We start from the raw sequence: 23,376 nt of genomic DNA, 5'->3' as shown, positions 1-23,376 counted from the left end.
CGGTTTGGGGGCGTGGCGGGCCGGTTGCGGAACTCCGGCGGCCGGCGGCGGGACGAAGTTGTCTACCGCATAATGTGCGTCCGCACAGGGCGCCCCGAAACGGCGACAGGCGGTCACGACAACAGTGTCAGGCAAGGAAAACGGGTCCGTGAACGAGACAATCCAGTGGAACGATTGGGAGGCTTTCTGTTGTGTGGTGGAGCAGGGCACGTTCACGGCGGCCGCCGCGGCGCTGGACTGCCCCAAATCACGCGTATCGGCGGCGGTGATCCGGCTGGAGACGGCCATCGGCGCCAAGCTGCTGGAGCGCACCACGCGCCGCATGCGTCTGACCGACGCCGGCGGGGCGGTCTACCGTGACGTGGCGCCGCTGTTCGCCCGGCTGCGCGAGATCCGCCAGGAAACGCTGGCGCGCGAGGAGCGCGTGCAGGGCATGCTGCGCATCGCCACCCCCTACGAATTCGGCGCCCAGCAACTGGGCGGCGTGATCTGCCGCACGCTGGCGGCGCATCCGGCGCTCGATATCACCGTGGAAATTGCCCAGGGGCTGGTCGATCCGATCCGCGAGGGCTACGACATCGCCTTCGTGACCGTCGATGCCGACCTGCCGGATTCCGGCACCATCGCGCGCCGCATCTGGCACGTGGAGCGCGGGCTCGTGGCGGCGCCGTCGCTGGCGGCCAGCCTGCCGGCCCAGATGGTGCCCGAAGACCTGTCGAACATGCCGACCCTGGCCACGCCGGGCGCCTCGGTCTGGGAATTTTCAAGAAACGGCGAGCGCATGCAGGTGCCGATCCGGCCGCGCATGCAGACCTACAACGCCGAACTGCGCATGCAGGCGGCGCTGGCCGGGCTGGGCATCGCCCGGGTGCCGATGACGGCGGCGGAGACGGAGATCGCGCAGGGCAGGCTGGTGCGGGTGATGCCGGATTACCCGTTGCCGCCGCTGAGGGTGTTCGCGCTACTGCCCGACCGGCGGCTGCAGCCGCGCAAGGTGCGCGCGTTCATGGAAGCCATCGAGTCGATGATGGGGGCCGAACTCGACGGACTCGGGCAGTAAGCCTGGTGTTTTGGTGTTCGGGCCGGATTCCTGCCGGCCGGGCGTGGCAGGGGGACCACGCCGGACCTGCCGGGGCCCGATGGCAGCCGGGCTGGCAGGCAATGCGCCGACGGAGAATCAGGCGCCTTCGCTGTAGACGTCGCGCTTTTCGGTGACGCCACGGGCGCCTTCCGAGTACACGTCGCGCTTGTCGGTCACGCTGCGCGAGCCTTCGGTGTACACGTCACGCTTTTCGGTCACGCCACGGGCGCCGTCGGTGAACGGGTCGACCTTGCGGCCGATGCTGCCGTCGAGGCGGGCCAGGTCGGAAACGGGTTGCGATGCCTGGGCGGCGGTGGCCGCGGCCGACAGGCCGATGGCGCAGATCAGGGAGAGTGCGAGGGTCTTCATGGTTGTGCTGTTCCTACTTATTGGCATGAACGCGGGCGGTTCCGCGCTGGCTGTAATGTAGGCGTCGGCACTGCCCCGAAAAAGGGCGATTCCTCGACACTGTGTCCAGTCCGTCGAACAATGCGGGTTAACCCTCGACGCGGGGTTCGTGCTACGGTGGCGGGCCGCCACCGGCAACGGCCCGCAGGTCAGTGGTTGCTTACATCTCGGATCAGACCGCGCCGCGGCTCAGGCCGGCGATCACCATCAGCAGGATCTGGGCGATCAGGAAAAGCACCAGCGGCGAGAGGTCGAAACCGCCCAGGCGCGGCATCACGCGCTGGATCGGGCGCAGCAGCGGCGCGGTCAGGTGCCAGATCGGGCCGGCCAGCGGCGATTGCGGATTGACCCACGACAGCACGGCCATCAGCAGCGTGACCCACATGACCATGCTGATCGCCCACTTGAGCATGGTGAGCAGCGCCAGCGCCAGGATGGTGGGCAGGAAGGCCACGGGATCGGCGCCCAGCAACAGCGCGCGGCAGACCAGGAAGGCCACGGCGGTCAGGTAGACGGCCAGCACGGTGGCCCAGTCGATGCCGCCGATGCCGGGCAGGATGCGCCGCAGCGGCCGGACGATCCAGTCGGTGACCTGGAACACGCCCTGCGACACAGGGTTGCGCGACGGCAGGCGCGTCAGCTGCATCCACAGGCGCAGCAGCAGCGCCATGCCGAACAGGGTGAAGACGGTATCAAGCAGGAACAGGACGATTTCCGTGAACATCGGGCGGATTTCCCTCTAGGACGGGTTCAGGCGTGGGTGGGCGACAGGGTGTCGGCGACCGCACAGATTTTGCCATACCGGCCTGCCGCCCCAGCCCGAAAATAGGGCCGAAATGCGTGTCAACGCACCGGAAGCCACGCGCGCTGCTCCTATAATGGCGCCCGTAGCAGTGATCTGCGCGCCCTGTTCCGCCCTGGCGCTCCCATTCGTCCCTCGTCCGTCTCATGCCTCGTAAGCCAGTTGCCGTGAAAACCAGCCGGAAACCCGCCGAACCTGATGTCGCCCTGGGAAAGGAAGATTTCGAGGCGCTTTCGGATTTCCGCTACCAATTGCGGCGCTTCCTGCGCTTTTCGGAGGATGCGGCCCAGGCCGAGGGCGTGACGGTGCAGCAGTACCTGCTGATGCTCCATATCCGGGGCAGCCGGGACAAGAACTGGGCGTCGATCGGCGAACTGGCCGAGCGGCTGCAGGCCAAGCAGCACGGGGTGGTGGCGCTGGTCAACCGCTGCGAGGCGGCCGGGCTGGTGGCGCGCCGCGTGAACCCCGACGATCGCCGCGTGGTGCAGATCCACCTGCTGACCAAGGGCGAGCGCTGCCTGAACCGGCTGGCGGCGCTGCACCGGGCCGAACTCGAATCGCTGCGCGGCGCCTTCCGGGTGGCCCGCATCACCGCGTTCAACGACGACGAATCCGAGCGCGGCTGAGCCTGCCCGCTCCGTGCCATGCAAAAAGCCCGGCCGCGTGCCGGGCTTTTGCTTGCCGGCGCGGGGCCGGTCAGGACAGCGCGTTGGCCAGGAAGGTCAGCGTGCGGCCATGGGCCAGCGCGGCGGCGCGCTGGTGGTACGAGGCCCGCGACCAGCAGTTGAAGCCGTGGTCGGCCTGGTCGTAGACGAAGACTTCGGTGCCGCGCTTGCCGGCCACGGCCTGGCGCACGTTCTCGACATCCTCGGGGGTGATGTGCGCGTCCAGCGCGCCGTAGTGGAACTGCACTGGCACGTTGAGCGCGGCGGCCTCGTGCAGCTGGTTCTGGATGCCGCCACCGTAGTACGGCACGGCGGCGTCCACCATGCCGCGCGCCGCCGCCAGATACGACAGCAGCCCGCCGAAGCAGTAGCCCACCGCCGCCAGCTTGCCACCCTCGCCGATCTCGTTGCGCAGCGCGGCCGCCGTGGCGCCGATGTCGGCCACGGCATCCTCCAGGTTGACGGCCTTGCGCAGCACCATCGCACGCTCCCAGTCCGGGCCGTCGTAGCCCAGCTCCACGCGCGGCTGCGAGCGCCAGAACAGGTCCGGGGAGAGCACCACGTAGCCATCGGCCGCGTACTGGTCGGCCACGGCGCGGATATGGGCGTTCACGCCGAAGATTTCCTGGACCAGCACGATGCCGGGGCTGCCGGGCTGCTTGCCGGCCGGGGGCAGGCTAAGGTAGGCGTCGAAGCTGCCGCCGGCGGTGTCGACACGAATCCAGCGGCTGTCGGGTGTGAGCGTCATGGTGGAAATCTCCTGCGTGGAAAGGGAAGCCTGGGAAGCTGCGCAAGTGTGCCACCGTGGCGCCGATCGTGCAGGCCCGGGCGGCACGCACAAAAAAATATGCCGACACGCGCGGGGCGGGTGTCGGCATGGCGGCCGCCCTGGGGGCGGCGCAGTACTGCTGGATCGTGTCGTGCAGCGGCGCTTACCAGCGCAGCTGTACGTTCTTGTCTCCGGGGCCGAGCGTGGTCCGTTTGGACGTGCCCTCATAGGTGGCCACCACCTGGTACGACGCCTGCGGTCCCTTGATCAGGCAACGGGGGCCGGTGGACGTGAACTCCGCCACCTGCTTGCCGTTGCGCATCAGCTTCACGTTGACGTCGGACAAAAACTCGCCGCGTCCGCCCTGCGTGAAGAGCAGGCCCATGTCGTAGTGCCGCGCCTCGGTGCGCATCTCGGCCTGTTCGTCGGCGGCCACGCCGCCGCAGACATAGGTGAACGGGCCGGCCGTGGACGTGGTCATGTCCGCCTGCGCGGCCATCGACACGCCCATTGCCACCACCGCCGCTCCGGCGGCGCACCAGAGTCGCCGGGTTCCGGCCTTCGCTTGCTTGCTGGTATGCATCGCTTCCTCCTGCCTCGGGTTGGCGGGATGCGCGACACTGGCCATGCGGCAGGTGCATGGGCCGGACAACACGGACAACAGCCTGTCGCGGCATCCGCGGATACGTACCCGTAGTACACACCGTGCCCGGAAAACGCGCTGTCGGCGTTTGACTGATCTTGCTGCGGGACGCGTCCGGGGCATGGGCCGAGCAACAGTAGCTTCTCCCGCCAATCCTCGTCCCATGTAGCGCATGCGCGGCCTGGCGGCGGGCGCGCTGCGGGTGGGCCGCCAGTGGGCCCCGGTCAGTACGCTGACGACTTGCCGAAGCGCGTGCGCCAGTTGTCGGAATACGCCTTGACCACGGCGCTGTCGCCACGGATCAGCATGCCGTTCTCGGCGTTGCGTTCCTCGGCGGACTTCGTGAAATTGAACGAGCCCGTGAACACGGCCTGGTCGTCGAACACCATCACCTTGTTGTGGGCGATGGCCGGTTTGGTATCGATAACGACCGCGATTCCGGCGTTCTTTAGGAAGGTGGCGCTTGTGTAACGTTCCGACGCCTGGCTCTTGTCGACGATCACCCGCACGTCCACGCCGCGGTGGTGCGCGTCCACCACCGCCCTGGCAATTTCCTTGTTGGTGAACGAATACGCCTGGATCAGCAGCTGGCGCCGCGTGCGGTGGATGGCGTCGATGATCATGTCCTGGCAGCTCGGGCCGTCGGGCACGAAGCAGAGCGTGTAGGTGCTGCCCGCCGCGAACGCGCTGGTCTGTGCGCGGGGCTCGGTCAGGGCGTCGGTCAGGCGCTCCAGCGTGGAGACGGTGCGGGCCTGGACGGTGCCGGCCACGGAGACGAGGAGCAGCAGGCCGGCCGTAGCGAGGCGGCTGCCGCGAGGCAAGGAGAGAAACATCGGGTTACACGCGGTGGTCGGGTTTCGGAGGGCACGCAGCGTAACAGGCGCCACGCCGGCTCCGCAACAGAAAACGCCGCAGGAACATGCGGGGAACTGCCGGCCGCGTTTGGACTCGATCAGGGAGGTGCCTATGATGGAAGGCACCGCCGTGCGGCGGCCACCGATGGCCCGCCGCCTTCCGCCACCACACTCCGGAGACCCACCATGACCAACCACACCTACAAACTGGTCGAGATCGTCGGCACGTCGCCCGACGGCAGCGATGCCGCCATCCGCAATGCCCTGGCCAAGGCCGGCGAAACCATCAAGCATATCGACTGGTTCGAGGTGCTGGAAACGCGCGGCCACGTGGTGGACGGCAAGATCGCGCATTTCCAGGTCACGCTCAAGATCGGCTTCCGCGTGAACTAGCCCGCCGCCGCGCCACGCCGCCGCGCCGCTCAGTCGAACTGGTACGACCACAGCAGGTTGATGCGCGGCGAGCGGTGGCTGGCGTTGGTGGGTTTGTCGCCCACGGGCTGCGCGACGGAGACATCCATCGTGTAGAAGCGGCGGTCCGAGAACCGCAGCCCGATGCCCACCGACTGCAGGCTGCGGTGCGACAGCGAGATGCTGTTGGAGTAGACGCGCGCGATATCGGTCACGATGAACGGCTGCAGCGTCTTCAGGTAGGTGAAATCGACCGCGAACAGCCGGCTGATCTCGGCCGAGGCACCCCAGCCCTTGTCGCCGGCCACCTCGCCGGCCGGATAGCCGAGCCCGAAGAAGCGGCCGCCGAAGCTGATCTGCTCGCTCGACGCCAGCCGGTTGCCGCTGTACTGGCCGGCGGCCGAGACCGTCATGCCGAAGCCCCACGGCAGGTCTGTGGCCTGCGACAGCGCCAGGCGCGTGCGCCAGAAGCTCAGGTCGTTGTTGTTGTTCTCGCGATTGGCGCCGAGCGCGTCGAACCCCTTGTAGACGCCGAACGTGGCGTTGCGCGTCACGCCCGTGCCGCGCTGCAGGTACGACACCTCGGCCGTGGCCACCCGCACGCTGGTTGACAGTTCAACCTGCCGGCCCGCGCCGGGCTGCACGGCCTGGGTGTAGCGCTCGAACTGGCTGTTGGCGTAAAAGCCGCCGGCCAGCGTCAGCACATGGCGGTTGCTGAGGATGACCGGATAGCTCAGCGTGCCGCCCAGCCGCCTGGAGTCGTTCACGTAGCGCGATTCGAACCCGATCGGCGCGAGCGCGTTGTTCTCGGGCACGCCCCGGTAGTGCGAGGCCGTGACTTTGGCCAGCATGCCCTCGGTGCCCAGCGGCTGGGCGTAGGTGGCCGAGTAGTATTCCTCGTTGTCGCGGCCCTTCGGGAACAGCGTCGATACCGACAACTGCTCGCCCAGCGGCGTCAGGCTGTTGGTGGTGGCCGTGGCGATGGCGCGCACGCCGGGCGACATCCATTCCACGCCGGTACCGAACGTGAACGGCTTGCGCCTGACCTCCAGGATCATGTCGCACGCGCCGTCGGTGGTGGTGGGCGGCTGCACCGTGGCGTTGACCTGCATGCCGGGCTGCTGGGCCAGTACGTTGACGTAGTGCTCGAAGCTCTCCTGGCGCAGCGGCCGGTCCTTCTTCAACTGCTCGGCGATCTTGCGCAGGCGGCCCTCCGCAGGGCCGGGCTTGCCGCGCACCGTGACGTTGGCGACGTAGCCTTCCACCACCGTGACCAGCACCTTGCCGTTTTCGAAGCCCTGCGCCGGCACGAACGCGAACGACAGCGGGTAGCCGGCGTCCTTGTACATCCGGGTGACCGCCTCGGCGGCCTGCAGCAGCTCGGCAACCGTGATCTCGCGGTTGGCCAGCGGGGTGAACTGCGCGGCGATCTTCTCGAAAGGCAGTGTCTTCGCCCCCTCGATCTGGAAGTGGCGCGGCGTGAGCCGCGCGGCCAGCAGGTTCTGCAGCGCGGAGTCGGGCCGCTCCACCTGCACGGTGACATTGCTCTGGGCGGGTTTGCTGGGTGCGATGCTGGGCAGCGTCTGCGTGGGATCGCCCTGTACCGGGCCGCGTTCGGCGTGGGACAGGCCGCTATGGATGATGCCGGCGCCGATCAGCAGCGCGGCGACGCGAGTGCGTGGTCGCATGGTGATACCCCTTGGATGAAATTTGCATTGCGGCTATGGCGTGGCGTGCCACGGGCGAAAGGGGATGCCGCTTCCCCGCCGCCCATCGGTGGCCGTCGCGCTTTGCTCCTGGCAGGCGCCGCGCGGCGCCCGCAGTCTTATCGTTTGGTACCGCCGCCCAGTGCGCCGGTCAGGCCGCCCACGAGTCCGCCGACCAGGCCGGTGACGGGCGCCAGCGGATTGGCCGGCTTGCCGCCCGACGTGCCGCTGCCGGTGTTGCCGGTGGCCGGGGCGTTGCCGCCGGTCAGGCCGGCGACGATGCCGGTGACCGGTGCCAGCGGGCTGGCCGTGCTGCCACCGGCGCCGCCTGCCGCACCGCCCACTGCGCCGGTCAGGCCGTTGGCGATGCCGCTGACCAGGCCCGTCACCGGGGCAAGCGGGCTGGTGCTGCCGCCCGTGGCCGCCGTCAGGCCGTTGGTCACGCCGCTGACAAGGCCGGTCACCGGCGCAAGCGGACCTGCGCCGCCGCCCGCGCCGCCCAGGCCACCGGTCAGCCCGCCGATCAGGCCGGTGACCGGTGCCAGCGGGTTGCCCGAGCCGCCGGCCGGGCCGTTCACGACGCCGCCGACCGAAGCCACGGTGTTGCCAGCGCCGGTCACGATGCCGCCCACGCCCGATACCACCGGCGTGTTGGTGTTGGTCAGCTGCGCACCGGCCGTGGCCAGCGCACCGCCCACCGTCGCCAGCAGGTTGTTGACGGGCTGGCCCAGGCCGGTGGCGGCGCCGAGCGTCTGCGTGCCGTTGGTCAGCGTGGAGGTGAGCGGCACGATGGCCTTGCTCACGCTGCTGGTCAGCTGCTCGACCGGGCCGGTGGACAGCGCCGTGCCGAGCTTGTCGCCCACGTTGCCCACCGCGCCGCCCAGTTGCGACACCACGCCGCCCAGCGGCGTGGTCAAGGCGCCGAGCGGTGCCAGCGGGCCGCTGCCCAGGCCCGCGACGGCGCTGCCGGCATGGGTCACGGCATTGCCCACCTGCGTGACCACGCCGCCCGTGCTGGCCACCGTGGTGCCCAGCGGGTTGGCCGCATTCGGCATGTTGCCAAGGCCGGACTGCACGCCGTTGCCGAGCGTGGTCACGGCATCGCCCAGCGAGCCCACCACGCCGGCCAGGCCGTTCTTGGTTTGCGTGGAGACCACGGGCAGGTTGGCGTTCTGGATCGCGTCGGCCACGCCGCCGACCGTGTTGCCGACACCGGTCACGATGCCGCCCGCGTTGTTGACGATCGTGCTGGTGGGGGTCAGGGCGGTGGTGCCGCCGGGGTTGGTGCCGCCACCGCCACCGCCGCCGCCGCCATTGCCACCACCACCGCCGGCGTTGTCGGTGCCGCCCGTGCCGCCCGTGCCACCGGTGCCGCCGGGGTTGGTCGTGTTGTTCGTCCCCGTACCCCCGCCGCCGCCGCTGCCGCTGGTACCCATCGACGTGGAACCGCTGCCGCTGGCGCATCCGCCGAGCGCCAGCAGGGTGCCCAGCAGGGCCGTGACGAGGATCTGTTTCCCGAATCGCTGTGATTGACGCATGACCGTTTTCCTTTTCCTTTGGTTTTCCCGACCGAGTTCACGAAACACGCTGTGGTTGTCTGCTGCTGTGTGCGTGCCGTGTTCGTATTCCCTTGCGCAAGCGGTATGCCAATGGGCCGAACGGCTTACCCCCATCCCATGCGAAGGGAGGGGGCATGTCTGGAAACGTCCATTCCACGCGGGTTTCCGGGCGATGGGTCAAACGGGCGCATGAAGCGGACGGCGCCGCGTGGCGCCGGGTTTCGCGTTACGCGTTACGTAACGCCGCCGTGACGAAGCGGAACGAAACACGGGCAGGACGCGGCCTGCCTGGCGCGGCGGCGGTGTTACGGCGCGGGCGGCGCGTTACGTAGCACGTAACGCCGCGCGGCCCGGTGCGGCGAGCGCCAGGAACGCCCCCTGCAAGACGTGGCGGCACTGCGGAGAACCGCGCCGCAGAACGGCTGGCGGGCGATGGCAGGCCCCGGCGCCGCGTCCGTATCGAACATGCGATTGAGGCTGGCACACCGATTGCGCTACCGGTTCCGCGACGCCGTGCCAACGGCGCGGCAGACAGGATTCGCAGCAGCCCACACACAGAACATCGAAGGAGATCAGGTCATGAAGTCGACGATGCAAACGCGCGGTCTCAATCTGACGACGCTCGCCTGCGCGGCCATGGTGATGGCACTGGCCGGCTGCGCCTCGGGCGGCTCGGGCGGCGGCAGCGGGGCCAATCCCACCACGCCGCCCACGCCGACCAACCCCGGCACCAACAATCCGCAGCCCACGGCCGAGACCACGCCCACCTCGAAGGTGGTGGAGGGTGCCGGCAATACCGTGGTGGCCACCGGCAACGCCGTGAGCCAGATCGGTCAGCAGATCAAGGACGCCAACGTGCCGCTGGTGCCTGTGGCAGCGAAGAACGCCACCGGCGATGTGGTGATCCATGCGGGCAACACGGTGGAAACGCTCGGCGCCGGCGTGCGCGACGGGCTGGGCAAGATGGGCGCGGTGGAAAATCCGCTTGGCGTGACCGTGGCCAACACCGGCAATGTGGTCACGCAGGCCGGCGTCACCGTGGTCAGCGCCGGTGACCTGGTCAAGGCGATCGGCAGCGATCAGCTGGCACCGCTCGCCGCCGTGACCAATCCGGTAGGCGGTCTCGTGCAACAGGTGGGCGGCGTGGTGATGACCGGCGGCGACAAGCTGGGCCAGGCGCTGTCGACGGGACCCGTGGCGCAGCTCACGGGCGGCGTGAGCAAGGCCATCGTGCCGTTGACCACGCAGGTCACCAGCACCACGCAGACGCTGGGCGCGGCCACGGGACTGGGTGCCCCGGTCAACGGCCTGCTCACGAAGCTGGGCAATACGCTGGCCACGGGCGGCAGCATGTTGTCTAACCAGAACGTGCCGATCGTCTCGCCGCTGGGCGGCGTGGTCACCGAGGCCGGCAAGACCGTGGCGGTGACCGGCGTGCTGTTGCACGGCAATGGCAGCGCGGGCGGCAATCCGCTCGGCGGCCTGCTCAACACGCTGCCGCTTGCCGGCGCGAGCGATGGCAACAGCCCGCTGGCGCCGGTGACGGGCCTGCTCGGCAACCTCACCGGGGCCCTCGGCGGTGCGACCTCGGGCAGCGGTGCCGGCCCGCTGGCACCGGTGACCGGGCTGCTGGGCACGGTGACGGGCACCATCACGACGACCACCACGACCACCACGACAACCGCCACGGGAGCCGCTTCGGGCAACAACGCCGGTGGCAATGTCCTCGCGCCGCTGACGGGCCTGCTCGGCGGACTGACGCGCCAGTGAGACACGTTTTACCGGGATGACTGGGACTTTCCCTGCCATCCCGTCCGACTACTTTACGGTGCGTTGTCGTCCTTACCCCGCGCGGCGCATCCTTTTATTTCCTGCCGTGCACTGTGCCGCCGCCAAACGTGCGGACCCGTGCACGGCAGACCTGTTTTTATTGCGCGCTCTTTAACAATTAGCTTTGCCTCATACCGAAGGCGGAGAGGGGCGCTGTTGTTTCAAACGTTTGTCCTACTTTAAGCTGGTCCAGCCATAGCTCGAATGGGGGGTATGGATGAAACAAGCCTTGTCTTATAAATTGTCTACCAGCAACAAAAACAACATAAGCGCCACAAGTAGTCACTAGATGGCAACCGGATCGGGGTCACGACGTGCTGCTGGGATCCATCAGGGCAAATCCTTTCGGGAGTGACGTTCATCATGAAGCAACTGGCGCAATTCAAGCTTTCCAAACGCACCCAGCGCGGTGCCACCGCCATCGAGTATGGCCTCATCGTGGGCCTGATCGCACTCGGGATCGTCACCGGCGCCAAGGCGCTGGGCACCGATCTCGGCACCGTGTTCGTCAAGCTTGGCGAATCCGTCAGCTCCATCGTTCCCAAGACCGGCCCCTGACAGCCGACCGCCGCACCATTCACTGAAAACGCATGGCAATCACCGGCCGCGGCTTCACGCGCGGCGGTGAAGGGGCTCGCTCGTGCGTCAACACTGATCTCGCCAGGCAGGCGGTGGCACGCGGGGGCAATCGCCTGTCAGACGAGCCTTGCAGCAGGCAACTGAAGCAGTGGTAGCTCGGCACTGGCCGCAGGCAATCACGGACGGCCAGGCAAGACAGTAAGAGTGGTTCCAAGTCGCGCAAGAGCAGCAAGGGTACGCCCACTGGGCACACCGTCCCCGGCGCCGGCAGCCATGCCGGCGCCGGTGGCGCGGTGTCGGATCGCCATCGGGTTGGCGTAGCGAACAAGTCTGGGTGAAGCATGGCATCACGGGGAGACGCGCACCGTCATCGCGACAACGGTGCCGTGGCAGTTGAATTCGCACTGGTGTTTCCGGTCCTGCTGGCGCTGGTCCTGGGAATCGCCTACTACGGCGTGATCCTGGCCATGCAGCAGGTGCTCACGCTCGCCGCCGAGGAAGGTGCGCGGGCTGCCCTGCGTTATCCGCTCACTTCGAACAACGGCACGCTGGCCGAGACCCTCGCGCTGCGTGTCTCCGCGGCCGACCAGACCGCCCGCGGCGTTCTGCCTGCCTCGGTGGCCAACGGGCTCCTGAACGGCTCCGGCGCGCAGGCCATGGCCTGCACCGCGCCGCCCGGCCAGCAATGCGTCCAGGTCACGCTGAACCTGCGAACCAGCACGCTGCTGCCGGTGGTCCCGTTCGTCCCCGTTCCCACCACGCTGACCGGCCACGCCGTGGTCCAGCTTTCCCCGGATATCTGAATCGATGACGCAAAGGTGGCTGATATGAGCAGCAAACAGATACGGATCCTGGCCATCGTGCTGCTGGTCCTGGCCGGACTGCTGGCGCTGATGGCCTGGCGCGTGGCGCGCCACCAGCCATTGCCGGTGGCCAGCAACACGCCGGCCGCCACGCATGCCGTGGTGGTGACCACGCGGGCCGTGGAGGCAGGCAAGCCGCTGCCGGCCGATGCCCTGACCGTGATGCAACTGCCGATGGACCCCGCCGGCGCCTACCGCGACGTCACGCGCGTGGCCGGCCAGGTGCCGCTGGTCAACCTCGGCGCCAACGTGCCCGTGCTCGAAAGCCAGTTGCTGGCCGGACTGGCGCGGCAGATTCCCGAAGGCAGCCGCGCGCTGGCCGTGGCGGTGGATGAGGTGGTGGGCGTGGGCCATCAGGTGCAGCCCGGCGATTTCGTGGACGTGTTCGTGATCCTGCGCCGCGACAGCCAGGAGATTGCCGACAGCCAGACCCGCCTGCTGGTGCCGCACCTGCGCGTGCTGGCCTACGGTGCCGGCGCGGTCAACGAGGCCGCCAGGCCGCAGGGCGAACAGATGATGGCGCGCCGTGAAGGCGCCAAGACGGCGGTGCTGGCGGTGCCCGTGGAGCAGGTAGGCAAGCTGGCGATGGCGCAGCAGGCCGGGCGGCTGATCCTGGCGCTGCGTAACCCGCATGACGAGGCGTTGCCGAGCGAGGGCATGTTCGCCGAGCCGGCGCCGGTGCTGCAGGCGCGTGCCGGCGTGCCGCCGCCGGCCGAACGCGCGCCCGTGGACAAGGCCGCGGCGGGCGTGAGCCTGGCCGGGCTGGTGGGGACCGACACGCCGCGTGCGCCGGCAGCGGCGCTGCGGCAGGTGGCAGTGGCCCAGCCGGCCCCGGCGGCGGCACGGCGCGAGCCCCAGGACAACCGTGGCGGCGTGGAAGTGATCCGCGCCGGCAAGCGAGAGATCGAATAACGGACAACACGGCATGCGCAAACCAAATCAGGACCGTGTGATGGCGCGGACGCGACCGACGATGACCAAGTGGATGCTGGCCGCGCTGCTGGCGCTGGCCGCCGCCTCTGCGCTCACCATGCGCCCCACCGCCGCGCAGACGGCGCCGGCGGAGGCGCAGCCGGCCCGCACCGTGCGGCTGCTGGCCGGCGCGCAGCAGGAGATCCGGCCCGGCCAGGCGCTGGAGCGCGTGGCGGTAGGCAATCCGGCCGTGGCCGACGCGCTGTTGCTCAAGAACAAGGGCGGTGTCCCGTCGGTGCTCGTGGTGGCGAAGAAGCCCGGCGTCACCGACCTGCTGCTGTGGAGCCGCAACGCGGCGCCCGTGCGGTACGCGGTGCAGGTGGATGCGGTGGCCCGCGAGGCCGATGGCGCGCAGCTCGACCTGTCGGCCTCGGGCGCCGCGATCAGCGGCCAGTCGCCCAATGCCCCGGCCGCGGCGCGCGTCCAGCAGGCCGCCCGCGCGGCGGTCGGCGGCCCGGACGGCAAGGGTGGCGTGGTGGTGGACCGCTCGATCGTGCCGGTCTCGGGCACGGTGCAGGTTGACGTGAAGGTGGTGGAGATCAGCAAGACCGTGCTCAAGGAGGTGGGGCTGAACTTCCTGCGCAGCAAGAACGGCTTCGCGTTCGGATCGTTCAGCCCGTCTTCGCTGACCAAGGCGGACAACATCACGATGCCGAACCCGTCGATCGAGATGGTCTCGCCGATCAGCAGCGCGTTCAACCTCGTGGCGGTCTCGGCGTCCAAGGGCATCTTCGCCAACCTGAGCCTGCTCGAATCGAACGGGCTGGTGCGCGTGCTGGCCGAGCCGAGCCTGGTGGCGCTGTCGGGGCAGAGCGCCAGCTTCCTGGCCGGCGGCGAGATTCCGATTCCGGTGCCGCAGGCGCTGGGCACCACGACGATCCAGTTCAAGCCGTTCGGCATCGGGCTGACGGTCTCGCCCACGGTGCTGTCGAGCGAGCGCATCGCGCTGAAGGTGGCACCCGAGGCCAGCGACCTCGACCCCTCGCGCGGCATCTCGATCAACGGCGCGTCGGTGCCAGCCATCGTCACGCGGCGCGCCGACACCATGATCGAGCTGGGCGATGGCGAGAGTTTCGTGATTGGCGGGCTGGTCAGCCGCAACACGGTCAGCAACGTGAGCAAGGTGCCCTTTCTCGGCGATCTGCCGATCCTGGGCAGCTTCTTCAAGAACCTGAATTTCCACCAGGAGGACCGCGAACTGATGATCGTCGTCACGCCGCACCTGGTGAAGCCGCTGGCCCGCGATTCGCAGGCCGTGGCGAGCGTGGGCAACGAGGGCCGCACGAGCGCCAGCCCCAACGTCTGGGGCCGCTTCGTGATGGGCGAGTACGTGGATCCGACGCTGCCGGGCTTCTCCCGGTAACCGTCACCTTGATTGCAGAGGGAGCGAGACAGCCGGATGGATGAGTTTCTGCTGAACACCACGCACGAGGACGTGCGCCGCTGGCTGGCGCAGGCGCTCCACGGCAGCGGCAAGCTCGTGGCCGAGGATGGCGCGCAGGAGGCGTTCATCGAGCAGATCGGCGCGCTGCGGCCGGGCCTGGTCTTCCTCGACTTCACGGCGGCGCACGCGGCGGATTCGGCGCGGCTGGCCGAGCAGGTGGTGCGGCTGTTCCCGCAACTGCCGCTGGTGGCCGTGGGCCACGCGGCCGAAGCCGAGACGATGCTCACGGCGCTGCGCGCGGGCGTGCGCGATTTCATCGAGCTGCGCGGCGCGCCCGCGCAGGTGACGGCGGCCGTCAGGCGCCTGATGGTGCCGCGCGCCCAGGTGCGCGCGGTGACGCACAAGGACCGCCATGGCAAGGTGGTGGCCCTGCTCGGCGCGCGCCCCGGCGTGGGGGTGACGAGCCTGGCCGTGAACCTGGCAGCGGCGGTGCGCCAGCAGCAGGACGCCGAGGTGTTGCTGGTGGACCTGGGCCTGCCCGCACGCGACGGCGCGCTGTACCTGAACATTTCCCCCGAGTTCCATTTCGTCGAGGCGGTGCGCAATGTGCGGCGCTTCGACCATGTGTTCGTGCAGACCGCGCTGGCGCGCCATGCCAACGGCGTATCGGTGCTGCCGCTGCCGGCCGCGCTGGGCGAACTGCGCGACATCTCGCACGCCGAGGCACTGACGCTGCTCGACCGCCTGCGCGCGTTCTTCGACCTGCAGGTGATCGACCTCGGCGGCTTCACCAACGCCGAGTTCATGACGCAGATCGTGAAGGCGGCCGATGCCGTGGTGGTGGTGGCCGAGCAGAGCGTGGGCGCCATCGTCTCGGCCGCCGAACTGCTGCAGGAACTGCGCAAGCGCGAGATCGACCGCCAGGACCTGCATCTGCTGGTCTCGCGTTTCGACCCGGACCTCGACGTCGACGCCCGGGAGATTGCCGCGCGCATCGGCGTGGCCAGCGTGGCCACGCTGCCGGAGCGCCGCGCCGCGCTGCTGCAGGCGGCCAACCGGGGCGTGGTGCTGGCCGACGAGGCCCCGGCCGACCCCTACGTGCGGGCGCTGGGCGCGCTGGTGGAGCAACTGGGCTACCGCGCCGGGCAGGCTGCCGAGCGCGGCATCCTGGCGCGCATCAAGGACAAACTGCCCGAGGCGCTGCGTGTGGCGCGCCCCGCCCGGGCCGGGAACTGACATGACCGACGCGATCGAATTCTCGGATAACCCCGCCGCTCCGTTTCCTGTCTCGCAGGAGTTCCACAAGATCAAGGAGGCCGCGCACGAACACCTGCTCACGCGCATCGAGGAACTGGGTGCCGAGTTCGGGCGCTGGTCGCGCGCGGCGATCCAGCGCTTCGTCGACCTGGAACTGGAGAGTTTCACGCGGCTGCGCCGCATCCCGATCAACGAGGCCGAGCTGCGCCAGATCTCCGAGGCACTGACCAAGGAGCTGGCCGGCTTCGGCCCGATCGAGGACCTGCTGCACGACGCTGCCGTGGAAGACATCCTCGTCAACGGGCATCATGACGTGTACGTGTCGCGCCATGGCGTGCTGGAGCGGATTCCGGTGCGCTTTGCCGACAACGGCCACCTGTTGCGCATCGTGCGCCGCATCCTGGCGCCGATCGGGCGCCGGCTCGACGAATCGAACCCGATGGTCGATGCGCGCCTGCCCGACGGCGGCCGCATCAACGTGATCATCCCGCCGCTGGCGCTGGCCGGCCCGGTGGTCTCCATCCGCAAGTTCCGCAAGGATCCGCTGACACCGGCCGACCTGCAGGCGCTCGGCACCATGAGCCCCGAGATCAACGAGCTGCTGGAAGCCGCCGTGCGGGCGCGCTGCAACATCCTGGTCAGCGGCGGCACGAGTTCGGGCAAGACGTCGCTGCTCAACGCGCTGGCCACGTTCATGCCGGTCACCGAGCGCGTGATCACGATCGAGGACACCGCCGAACTGGCGCTCAACCACCCGCACGTGGTGCGGCTGGAAAGCCGGCCCGGCGGCTTCGAGGGCACCGGCACCGTAACGATCCGCGACCTGCTGCGCAACAGCCTGCGGATGCGCCCGGACCGCATCATCGTGGGCGAGGTGCGCGGCGGCGAGGTGCTGGAGATGCTGCAGGCCATGAGCACCGGCCACGACGGATCGATGGGCACGATCCACGCCAGCAGCCCGCGCGAATGCCTGTACCGGCTGGAGATGCTGGCCGGCTTTGCCGGCTTCCAGGGCAGCGAGGTGAGCCTGCGCCGGCAGATCGCCAACGCGGTGGATTTCATCGTGCAGATCGGCCGGCTGTCGAGTGGCCGGCGCCGCATCGTGTCAGTCACCGAAGTCACCGGGCTCGGCGACAACATCATCTCGACGCAGGAACTGTACCGCCACGACCCCGTGCAGAACCCGGACGGCACCGAGACGGACCGCTGGCAATCGCTCGGCATCCTGCCCCATTCGCCCAAGCTGGCCCGCATGCGCCCGGCCGGCTTCACGCTGGATGACCGCTTTGACCTCTAGCGCCAGCCTGCTCCTTGCCGCATGTGCCCTGGTGCTGCTGGGGCTGGGCCTGCTGATGCTGGCCGGCGCGCGTGGCCGCGCCCAGGCCGAGCATGCGCGGGCCCACCTGACGGCGCAGACCGAGCAGGTGCGGGCGCGCTACGCGGTGGCGACCGAGCCGGTGCCCGCCGGCAGCGCGCGCGACCTGCGCCGGCGCTGGACCGAACTGCTGCGTCGGGCGGACCTGACGCCGTCGCGCGGCGTCTATCTGCGCTGGGGCATGCCGCCGCTGGCGCTGGTGGTGGTTGGCGCGCTGGCCGGCGGGTTGGTGGGCGCCGCGTCGATGCTGGTGCTGGCCGCCGCGCTGCTGGTGTTCATGCTGTCGATGCGCATCCGCCGCATCAAGGACAAGATGCTGCGCCAGTTGCCGGGCTTCCTCGACGGCGTGGTGCGGCTGATGACGATCGGCAGCAGCGTGCCGGCCGCGTTCCAGAACGCCGTGGCCAACACCGAGGCGCCGCTGCGCCATTGCCTCGTGCAGGCCATTCACCTGCAGCGGGCGGGCAAGGAGCTGGACCAGGCGGTGTCGCTGGTGGGCCGCGCCTATCGCATCGACGAGCTGGTGATCGTGGCGTCGGTGCTGCGGCTCTCGCAACGCTACGGCGGGCGGGCCGACGTGGTGATGGAGCGCACCGCCACATTCATGCGTGACCGAGAGGAAGCCCAGCGCGAGCTGCTGGCGCTCTCGGCCGAGACGCGGCTCTCGGCCTGGGTGCTCGGGCTGCTGCCGCTGGTGGTGGCGGGCGGGCTGTTCGTGATGAACGCCGGGTACATCCTGCTGATGTGGCGCGACCCCTCGGGCCGCGCGATGCTGATCGGCGCGGCGGCGCTGGAAATCGCCGGTGTGCTGATGCTGTACCGGCTGGCGAAGTCGATCTAGGGGACACGCACCATGGCCATCGATACCTCGATCCTGGTCTCCGGCAGCCTGTTCGCCGCCGCCGGTGCGCTGGCACTGCTGGCGTGGCCGCTGGTGCAGCAATGGCGCCAGCGGCGCGCGGCCACGCGCACTATCGACGCCGCGCTGCAACGGCAGGCTGCCCAGGCCACGGCGGGACAAGCGGCGGCGCCAGCCGCGCCGGGGGCCGAGGCGGCGGGGCAGGGCGCAGCGGCAATGTCGCCGCGTGCGGCCGCGGCCGCCGCCGCGCTGGCCCGAGGCACGGCGCCGGCCGGTGTTGCGGGCGCGGCCACGGCACCCGCTTCGCTGGGCGCGAAGCTCGGCGCGGAATTCGGCGAGCGCTTCAACCAGCGCTGGCTCGACTCGCGGCTCGGCCGTGCGGTGGTCACTGCCGAGGAACAGGCGCTGCTCGAACAGTGCGGCTTCTACGGCGTGCAGCCGCGCGCGGTGTTCGGCGGGCTGCGCGTGCTGGGCCCGCTGCTGCTGGCGGCCTGCGTGTTCGCGTGGCGGCTGGACGGCACGCTGCTGTCGGCGCTCGTGTGGACGTTCGTGGCGTTCGCGGTGGCCTTCCTGCTGCCGAAGATGGTGCTGCGGCGCTGGGCGCGCAACCGCGTGCGGCAGGTAGCCGAGGAACTGCCGGTGCTGATCGACATGCTGCGGCTGCTGCAGGGCGTGGGCCTGTCGATCGACCAGAGCCTGCAGATCATCGTGGCGGAGTTCGGCACCTTGCTGCGCGTGCTGGGTCCGGAGCTGCAGCGCGCCAACCAGCAGTTCGCCTCGGGCCGCTCGCGCGAGCAGACGCTGCAGCGCATCGGCAAGCTGTTCGACGACGAAGACCTGAAGAGCCTGATCATGCTGCTGACGCAGGTGGACCGCCACGGCGGCGCGGTGCAGGAGCCGCTGCGGCAATTCGGCGAGCGGCTGCAGGTGGCGCGCAAGGCGCGCATGAAAGACAAGATTGGCCGGCTCACGGTCAAGATGACCGGCGTGATGGTGGTGAGCCTGCTGCCGGTGCTGCTGATCCTGACGGCGGGGCCCGGTTTCCTGGGCGTGATCCGCATGCTGTCGCGCATGAACGGAGGGAATGGATGAGTCAACGATGCTTGAGCCCGGGCCTGCGCCGGCTGGCGGCGGCCACGGCCATGATGGCCGTGGCCGCGCTGGCGGGCTGCGCCAACACGCCCGGCAGCGCCGAGGCCATGGCCCGGCAGACCGACGCACAGATCGAACTGGCGCGCCTGCAGGAGAAGGAGGCGCGCGCCGAGTACAACGACCAGGGCGTCTACCTGGGGCTGATCGGCCGCATGCAGCAGGAGGGGATGTATTTCGCCTCGCTGGCACACATCGACGCGTTCCAGCAGAAGTTCGGGAGCAACACGGCGCTGCTGGTGCTGCGTGCCGACGCGCTGCGCGAGACCGGCCAGGACGACGCGGCGCTGCAAGCCTACCGCGACCTGCTGAACACGGACCGCGCCGCCCGCGCGCGGCATGGTATCGGGCTGCTGCTCGGCCGGCAGGGCGAGTTCATGCGCGCCGCCGTGGAGCTGCGGCAGGCCGCCGCGCTCGATCCGGTCAACGCGCAGGTGGCCAACGACCTGGGCTACGCGCTGATGCGCGGCGGCGCGGTGCAGGAGGCGCGCGTGCCGGTGATGCAGGCGCTGGAACTCGACGCCAACAACCCGCGCGCCATCAGCAACGCGGTGGTGTGGATGCTCGCCACGGGCAAGCGCAGCGAAGCCACCGCCATGATGCAGCGCGCCGCGATGCCCGAGGCCACCCGCGCCGCCGTGCGCAAGGAGGCGGACCGCATCGCCCGCGCCGCCCAGCAGCGCGACAAGGCCCTGCCACGCACGCCGGCCGGCGCGGCACAGGCCGCATCCGGCATCGCCACGCACGCCGTGGCGCTCAACGCAGGAGCCAGACCATGACCCTCGTTCATTCCCTCGTCCGCGCTTCTGTGGCGCTCGCGCTGGCCGCCGTATCGCTGACGGCGTTCGCGCAGGCCGGCGCCGGCCAACCGCCCGGCCCGCAGCGCCCCAACGCCGTGCCGGTGGGCGACGCCACGCGCAACCTGCTGGCCATCCAGCGCAGCGGCACGCAGGCCGGGCCGCTGCAGCCGCTGACCGGCGAGCAGGCGGCGCTGAGCTACGCGCGCTACATGCAGAGCTTCCAGTACCCGCTGCCCGAGTTCTACACGAGCCAGGCCACGGGCAGCCCGCTGCGTGGCGGCGGTGGCGGCGCCCAGTCGCTCAACGGCAGGTAGCCCGGCGCGCCATGGCCAGCCCCGCCACCTTCACCCGAGAACGCGGCGCCGTCAGCCTGATGGCGGCCGTGCTGATTGCCACGGTTGCCCTGGGCGCGCTGGTGTCGATCGATATCGGCCTCGTGTTCTACAACCAGCGGCAATTGCAGAAGGTGGCGGACCTGGCGGCGCTCTCGGGTGCGCAGCAACTGAAGCGCGCCGACGACCTGGCGACGACCGCGGCGAACGTGGCGGCGTCGGTCAGCGCGGCGGCAAGCCAGAACGGCTATGGCGACGCGGTGAGCACGAACTGCGCGGAGGTGGCGGCCGGCGCCGCGGACGGACTGCGCGCCTGCCTCGGGCTGTGGGACCCGGCCAACCCCGCCAACGGCGACAGCGTGCGGCACTTCAACCCCGCGTACAACCCGGCCACGGTGTCGCCGAACGCGGTGCGGGTGCAGGTCACGCGTACCGTGCCGCTGCTGTTCGTGCTGCCGGGCGGAAAGTCGCGGCAACTGAGCGCCGAGGCCATCGCGGCGGGCAGTCCGCCGGTGGCTTCGTTTTCGTTGGGGAGTGGGTTGGTGGATTTCAGTTCGGCCAGCAGCGTGCTGGGGCTGCTGCTGGGCAATAACGTCAGTCTTTCGGTGGCGGACTGGAACGGGCTGGCCAGCGCCAACGTGACGCTCGGCGACCTGCGCCTGCAACTCGGCGCGGGCACCGTGGACCAATTGCTGAACACCGCGCTGTCGATCCAGGATTTCTATGCGCTGGTGCTCAACGCCGCCGGCCGGCAGGCACTGCTCGGCGCGGCGCTGGGTAGTCCGCCCACCCAACTCGGCGTGAACGGCATCGGCACCCGGCTGACGCTGAGCCAGCTACTCGATCTTGGCGTCCTGACCCCGGCGGCGTCATCAGCTGCGGAAGTGGGCCTGAACGTGGCGTCGCTGCTGACCGCCGCCGCCTACGTGGCGCGCGGCACCGATGCCGTGGCGCTCAACGTGCCGAACCTGAACGTCGACCTAGGGCTTGCCAAGGCCTCGGCCACGGCGGCGCTGACCGTGATCCAGCCGCCGCAGGTGGCCGTGGGTCCCGCCCGGCAGTTGCCCGATGGCCGCTGGCGCACCACCGCCTCGGCGGCGCAGCTTGGCATCAACCTGCGCGTCAACGCCGCGCTCGATCTCGGCGCATTGCTGCGGGCGGACGTGACGCTGCCGGTGCTGGTGCGGGCAGCGCCGGCCCGGGCCGATCTCACGGGCCTGCAATGTGCTGCCGCGCCGGCGCAGCGGCGGGCAACGGTCAACGTTTCGACGGCCTTGCTGGACGTCTGCCTGACGGACGTCAACGGGCGCCAATGCACGCCGAACCCAACGGCCATCGCGCGCGTCTACCTGCTGAACGCGCCGGTGACCGGTATCACCGCACATCCGACCGCGCCGAATCGGGCGTGGCAGTCCTCGCGCGAGTTGACGCTGGCGCCCGGTACGCATGCCAAAGTCTCGTCTGACAGCGCGGTGCCCGGCGCGGTCGATGCGCTGGTGAACAGCCTGAACCCTACGCTCGATGTGGTCGGCGCGAAGGTGCCGCTGGGCGGACTGCTCGACGCGCTGTTGGACCCAGTCCTCTCACTGCTCCGAACCGTGGTCGACTGGCTCACGGCAACCCTCGGCCTGAGCCTGGCCAACGCCGAGATCAAGGTCAACCACATCGACTGCAACAACGCTGAAATCGTGTATTGAACTGAACATCATGAAAGCAGAGCGCTGGGCGTATGAATCCCTCGAAGTCTATGTCTGGGAAGGCCAGTACGAGATCGCCGATCGCGTGGCGCGCTTCCTGACGCCGCTGGGCGCCGAAGTCATCCGTGCCGGGGCGCTCGATGCGCTGCCGGGCGAGACCCGCGTGAAGCCGTGCATTGCCGTGATCAGCGCGTCGGCCATCGGGTCGGCCAAGTTCACGCTGGACTGGGAGGCCGCGCACGGCATGCCCGTGATCTGGGTGGGCGCGCCGGACCGCGAGGCCGATCCGGGCCGGTTTCCGGCCGAGTACGCGCACATCCTGCCGCACGACTTCACGGGTGCCGACCTGCGCACGCAGATCGCCAAGCTGATGCCGCAGTTGCTGGCGGCGGCCGAGGCGCGCCCCGACGTGGCCGATCTCGTGGCCGGCTCGCCGGCCATGCAGCAACTGCTGGAACAGGTGAACACGTTTGCCGCGTTCGACAGCAACGTGATGCTGTACGGCGAGACCGGGGCCGGCAAGGAGCGCATCGCGCGCCTGTTCCACGACCGCAACCCCACCTACGGCAAGGGGCCGTTCGTGGCGGTCAACTGCGGGGCGATTCCGGACGGCCTGTTTGAGTCGCAGTTCTTCGGGCACGCCAAGGGCGCGTTCACGGGCGCGATGTTCGCGCACCGGGGCTACTTCGAGCAGGCCACGGGCGGCACGCTGTTTCTCGATGAAATCGGCGACCTGCCGCTGTTCCAGCAGGTCAAGCTGCTGCGCGTGCTGGAGGAGAACGCGCTGACCCGGCTCGGCTCGGCCATGGCGGTGAAGCTCGACTTCCGGCTGGTTGCCGCCACCAACAAGGATTTGCGCGAGGCCGTGAGCCAGGGGCGCTTCCGCGCCGACCTCTACTTCCGGCTGGCCGTGATCGAACTGCGCATCCCGAACCTGGAGGAACGTGGCGCATCGGACAAGGTAGGGCTGTTGCAGTCGTTCCTGCGCCACATGATGGGCCCGGCCACCTACGACGCCCTGCCGCCGATGCCGGACTGGCTCAAGGGGGCGGTAGGCACCGCGTTCTTCATCGGCAACGTGCGCGAGTTGCGTAACCTGGCCGAGCGCGTGGGCATCACGGTGCAGCACTGCCGGGCCTGGGACGAGGAACGGATCCGGCCGCTGTTCCGCTCGCTGCGGCCCGGCGCGTTCGATGGCACCGAGCGGGCCGACCCGCGCGGCGATGCCGAGGAGCGCCGGCGCATCATCGCCGCGCTCGACGCCAACGGCTGGCGGCGCCAGGATACGGCGGCGTGCCTGGGCATCAGCCGCAAGGTGCTGTGGGAAAAGATGCGCAAGTTCCAGATCGCCGACAGCGAGGCGGAACCGGTCTGAAACGCG

23 protein-coding genes are annotated in these 23,376 nt (G+C 69.6%); 16 read left to right on the top strand and 7 right to left on the bottom strand.

The genetic code is table 11. From position 1 onward, the window contains the following. The first annotated feature begins 148 nt into the window (after window positions 1-148). Window positions 149-1,060, top strand: a complete 912-nt coding sequence (locus EV147_RS24795; RefSeq protein WP_130393884.1) for a LysR family transcriptional regulator — start codon at window positions 149-151, stop codon at window positions 1,058-1,060. 117 nt (window positions 1,061-1,177) lie between these two features. On the opposite strand, the gene EV147_RS24790 is transcribed toward EV147_RS24795, so the two are convergent. Beyond that, on the bottom strand, window positions 1,178-1,450 hold the full coding sequence (locus EV147_RS24790; protein WP_130393883.1) for a hypothetical protein: 273 nt from the start codon (window positions 1,448-1,450) through the stop codon (window positions 1,178-1,180). A gap of 211 nt (window positions 1,451-1,661) precedes the next feature. Next, on the bottom strand, window positions 1,662-2,213 hold the full coding sequence (locus tag EV147_RS24785) for a YggT family protein (RefSeq protein ID WP_130393882.1): 552 nt from the start codon (window positions 2,211-2,213) through the stop codon (window positions 1,662-1,664). A 224-nt stretch (window positions 2,214-2,437) separates the two neighbouring features. Between EV147_RS24785 and EV147_RS24780 the strand changes: the two genes are divergently transcribed. Next, a complete protein-coding gene (locus EV147_RS24780; RefSeq protein ID WP_130393881.1) occupies window positions 2,438-2,917 on the top strand; it encodes a MarR family winged helix-turn-helix transcriptional regulator in 480 nt (159 codons plus the stop codon). A 70-nt stretch (window positions 2,918-2,987) separates the two neighbouring features. On the opposite strand, the gene EV147_RS24775 is transcribed toward EV147_RS24780, so the two are convergent. The 3 genes from EV147_RS24775 to EV147_RS24765 form a co-directional block, all read right to left on the bottom strand. After that, on the bottom strand, window positions 2,988-3,704 hold the full coding sequence (locus tag EV147_RS24775) for a dienelactone hydrolase family protein (protein ID WP_130393880.1): 717 nt from the start codon (window positions 3,702-3,704) through the stop codon (window positions 2,988-2,990). A 184-nt stretch (window positions 3,705-3,888) separates the two neighbouring features. Continuing rightward, window positions 3,889-4,308 carry a hypothetical protein gene (locus EV147_RS24770; protein ID WP_130393879.1) on the bottom strand — a complete coding sequence of 140 codons (420 nt, stop codon included), beginning with the start codon at window positions 4,306-4,308 and terminating at the stop codon, window positions 3,889-3,891. A gap of 284 nt (window positions 4,309-4,592) precedes the next feature. Next, window positions 4,593-5,201, bottom strand: a complete 609-nt coding sequence (locus EV147_RS24765; RefSeq protein ID WP_130393878.1) for a phospholipase D family nuclease — start codon at window positions 5,199-5,201, stop codon at window positions 4,593-4,595. 207 nt (window positions 5,202-5,408) lie between these two features. Here EV147_RS24765 and EV147_RS24760 point away from each other — a divergent pair, with 207 nt between their 5' ends. Next, complete coding sequence (locus EV147_RS24760; RefSeq protein ID WP_130393877.1) at window positions 5,409-5,615, top strand: dodecin; 207 nt, start codon at window positions 5,409-5,411, stop codon at window positions 5,613-5,615. A gap of 29 nt (window positions 5,616-5,644) precedes the next feature. Here the strand turns inward: EV147_RS24760 and EV147_RS24755 are convergent, their stop codons facing one another. Both EV147_RS24755 and EV147_RS24750 read right to left on the bottom strand, forming a co-directional pair. Beyond that, window positions 5,645-7,321 (bottom strand): ShlB/FhaC/HecB family hemolysin secretion/activation protein, encoded by a 1,677-nt coding sequence (locus EV147_RS24755; protein WP_130393876.1) that lies wholly within the window; start codon window positions 7,319-7,321, stop codon window positions 5,645-5,647. Window positions 7,322-7,458: 137 nt separating this feature from the next. Then, on the bottom strand, window positions 7,459-8,877 hold the full coding sequence (locus EV147_RS24750; RefSeq protein ID WP_130393875.1) for a collagen-like triple helix repeat-containing protein: 1,419 nt from the start codon (window positions 8,875-8,877) through the stop codon (window positions 7,459-7,461). 600 nt (window positions 8,878-9,477) lie between these two features. On the opposite strand from EV147_RS24750, the gene EV147_RS24745 reads away from it, so the two are divergent. The 13 genes from EV147_RS24745 (at window position 9,478) to EV147_RS24685 (ending at window position 23,370) form a co-directional block, all read left to right on the top strand. Further along, the gene (locus EV147_RS24745; RefSeq protein WP_130393874.1) at window positions 9,478-10,668 is read left to right on the top strand and encodes a collagen-like triple helix repeat-containing protein; all 1,191 of its coding nucleotides are present in this window, start codon (window positions 9,478-9,480) and stop codon (window positions 10,666-10,668) included. 423 nt (window positions 10,669-11,091) lie between these two features. Further along, entirely contained in the window at window positions 11,092-11,286 is a 195-nt protein-coding gene (locus EV147_RS24740; protein WP_130393873.1) for a Flp family type IVb pilin, read from the top strand. A gap of 362 nt (window positions 11,287-11,648) precedes the next feature. Further along, window positions 11,649-12,110, top strand: a complete 462-nt coding sequence (locus tag EV147_RS24735) for a TadE/TadG family type IV pilus assembly protein (protein WP_130393872.1) — start codon at window positions 11,649-11,651, stop codon at window positions 12,108-12,110. Between the two features lie 24 nt (window positions 12,111-12,134). Beyond that, window positions 12,135-13,082, top strand: a complete 948-nt coding sequence (cpaB, locus tag EV147_RS24730) for a Flp pilus assembly protein CpaB (protein ID WP_130393871.1) — start codon at window positions 12,135-12,137, stop codon at window positions 13,080-13,082. 13 nt (window positions 13,083-13,095) lie between these two features. Beyond that, on the top strand, window positions 13,096-14,505 hold the full coding sequence (locus EV147_RS24725) for a type II and III secretion system protein family protein (RefSeq protein ID WP_130393870.1): 1,410 nt from the start codon (window positions 13,096-13,098) through the stop codon (window positions 14,503-14,505). A 36-nt stretch (window positions 14,506-14,541) separates the two neighbouring features. Continuing rightward, window positions 14,542-15,762: a cellulose synthase operon protein YhjQ/BcsQ gene (locus EV147_RS24720; protein WP_130393869.1), complete on the top strand. Its 1,221-nt coding sequence runs from the start codon at window positions 14,542-14,544 to the stop codon at window positions 15,760-15,762. Between the two features lies 1 nt (window position 15,763). Continuing rightward, on the top strand, window positions 15,764-17,080 hold the full coding sequence (locus tag EV147_RS24715) for a CpaF family protein (protein WP_130393868.1): 1,317 nt from the start codon (window positions 15,764-15,766) through the stop codon (window positions 17,078-17,080). Next, window positions 17,061-17,999 carry a type II secretion system F family protein gene (locus tag EV147_RS24710; RefSeq protein WP_130393867.1) on the top strand — a complete coding sequence of 313 codons (939 nt, stop codon included), beginning with the start codon at window positions 17,061-17,063 and terminating at the stop codon, window positions 17,997-17,999. Before EV147_RS24715 ends, EV147_RS24710 begins: the two co-directional genes overlap by 20 nt. An 18-nt stretch (window positions 18,000-18,017) precedes the next feature. Then, a complete protein-coding gene (locus EV147_RS24705; RefSeq protein WP_198680358.1) occupies window positions 18,018-19,109 on the top strand; it encodes a type II secretion system F family protein in 1,092 nt (363 codons plus the stop codon). After that, the gene (locus EV147_RS24700; RefSeq protein WP_130393865.1) at window positions 19,106-19,945 is read left to right on the top strand and encodes a tetratricopeptide repeat protein; all 840 of its coding nucleotides are present in this window, start codon (window positions 19,106-19,108) and stop codon (window positions 19,943-19,945) included. Before EV147_RS24705 ends, EV147_RS24700 begins: the two co-directional genes overlap by 4 nt. After that, on the top strand, window positions 19,942-20,280 hold the full coding sequence (locus tag EV147_RS24695; RefSeq protein WP_130393864.1) for a DUF3613 domain-containing protein: 339 nt from the start codon (window positions 19,942-19,944) through the stop codon (window positions 20,278-20,280). Before EV147_RS24700 ends, EV147_RS24695 begins: the two co-directional genes overlap by 4 nt. A gap of 11 nt (window positions 20,281-20,291) precedes the next feature. Further along, entirely contained in the window at window positions 20,292-21,995 is a 1,704-nt protein-coding gene (locus EV147_RS24690) for a TadG family pilus assembly protein (RefSeq protein ID WP_235844983.1), read from the top strand. 10 nt (window positions 21,996-22,005) lie between these two features. After that, a complete protein-coding gene (locus tag EV147_RS24685; RefSeq protein WP_130393863.1) occupies window positions 22,006-23,370 on the top strand; it encodes a sigma 54-interacting transcriptional regulator in 1,365 nt (454 codons plus the stop codon). Window positions 23,371-23,376 lie beyond the last annotated feature (6 nt).

This window comes from Cupriavidus agavae, assembly GCF_004217045.1.
Lineage (GTDB): Bacteria > Pseudomonadota > Gammaproteobacteria > Burkholderiales > Burkholderiaceae > Cupriavidus > Cupriavidus agavae.
The sequence above is the reverse complement of the archived record's forward strand: the minus strand, read 5'-3'. Positions and strand labels throughout refer to the sequence as shown.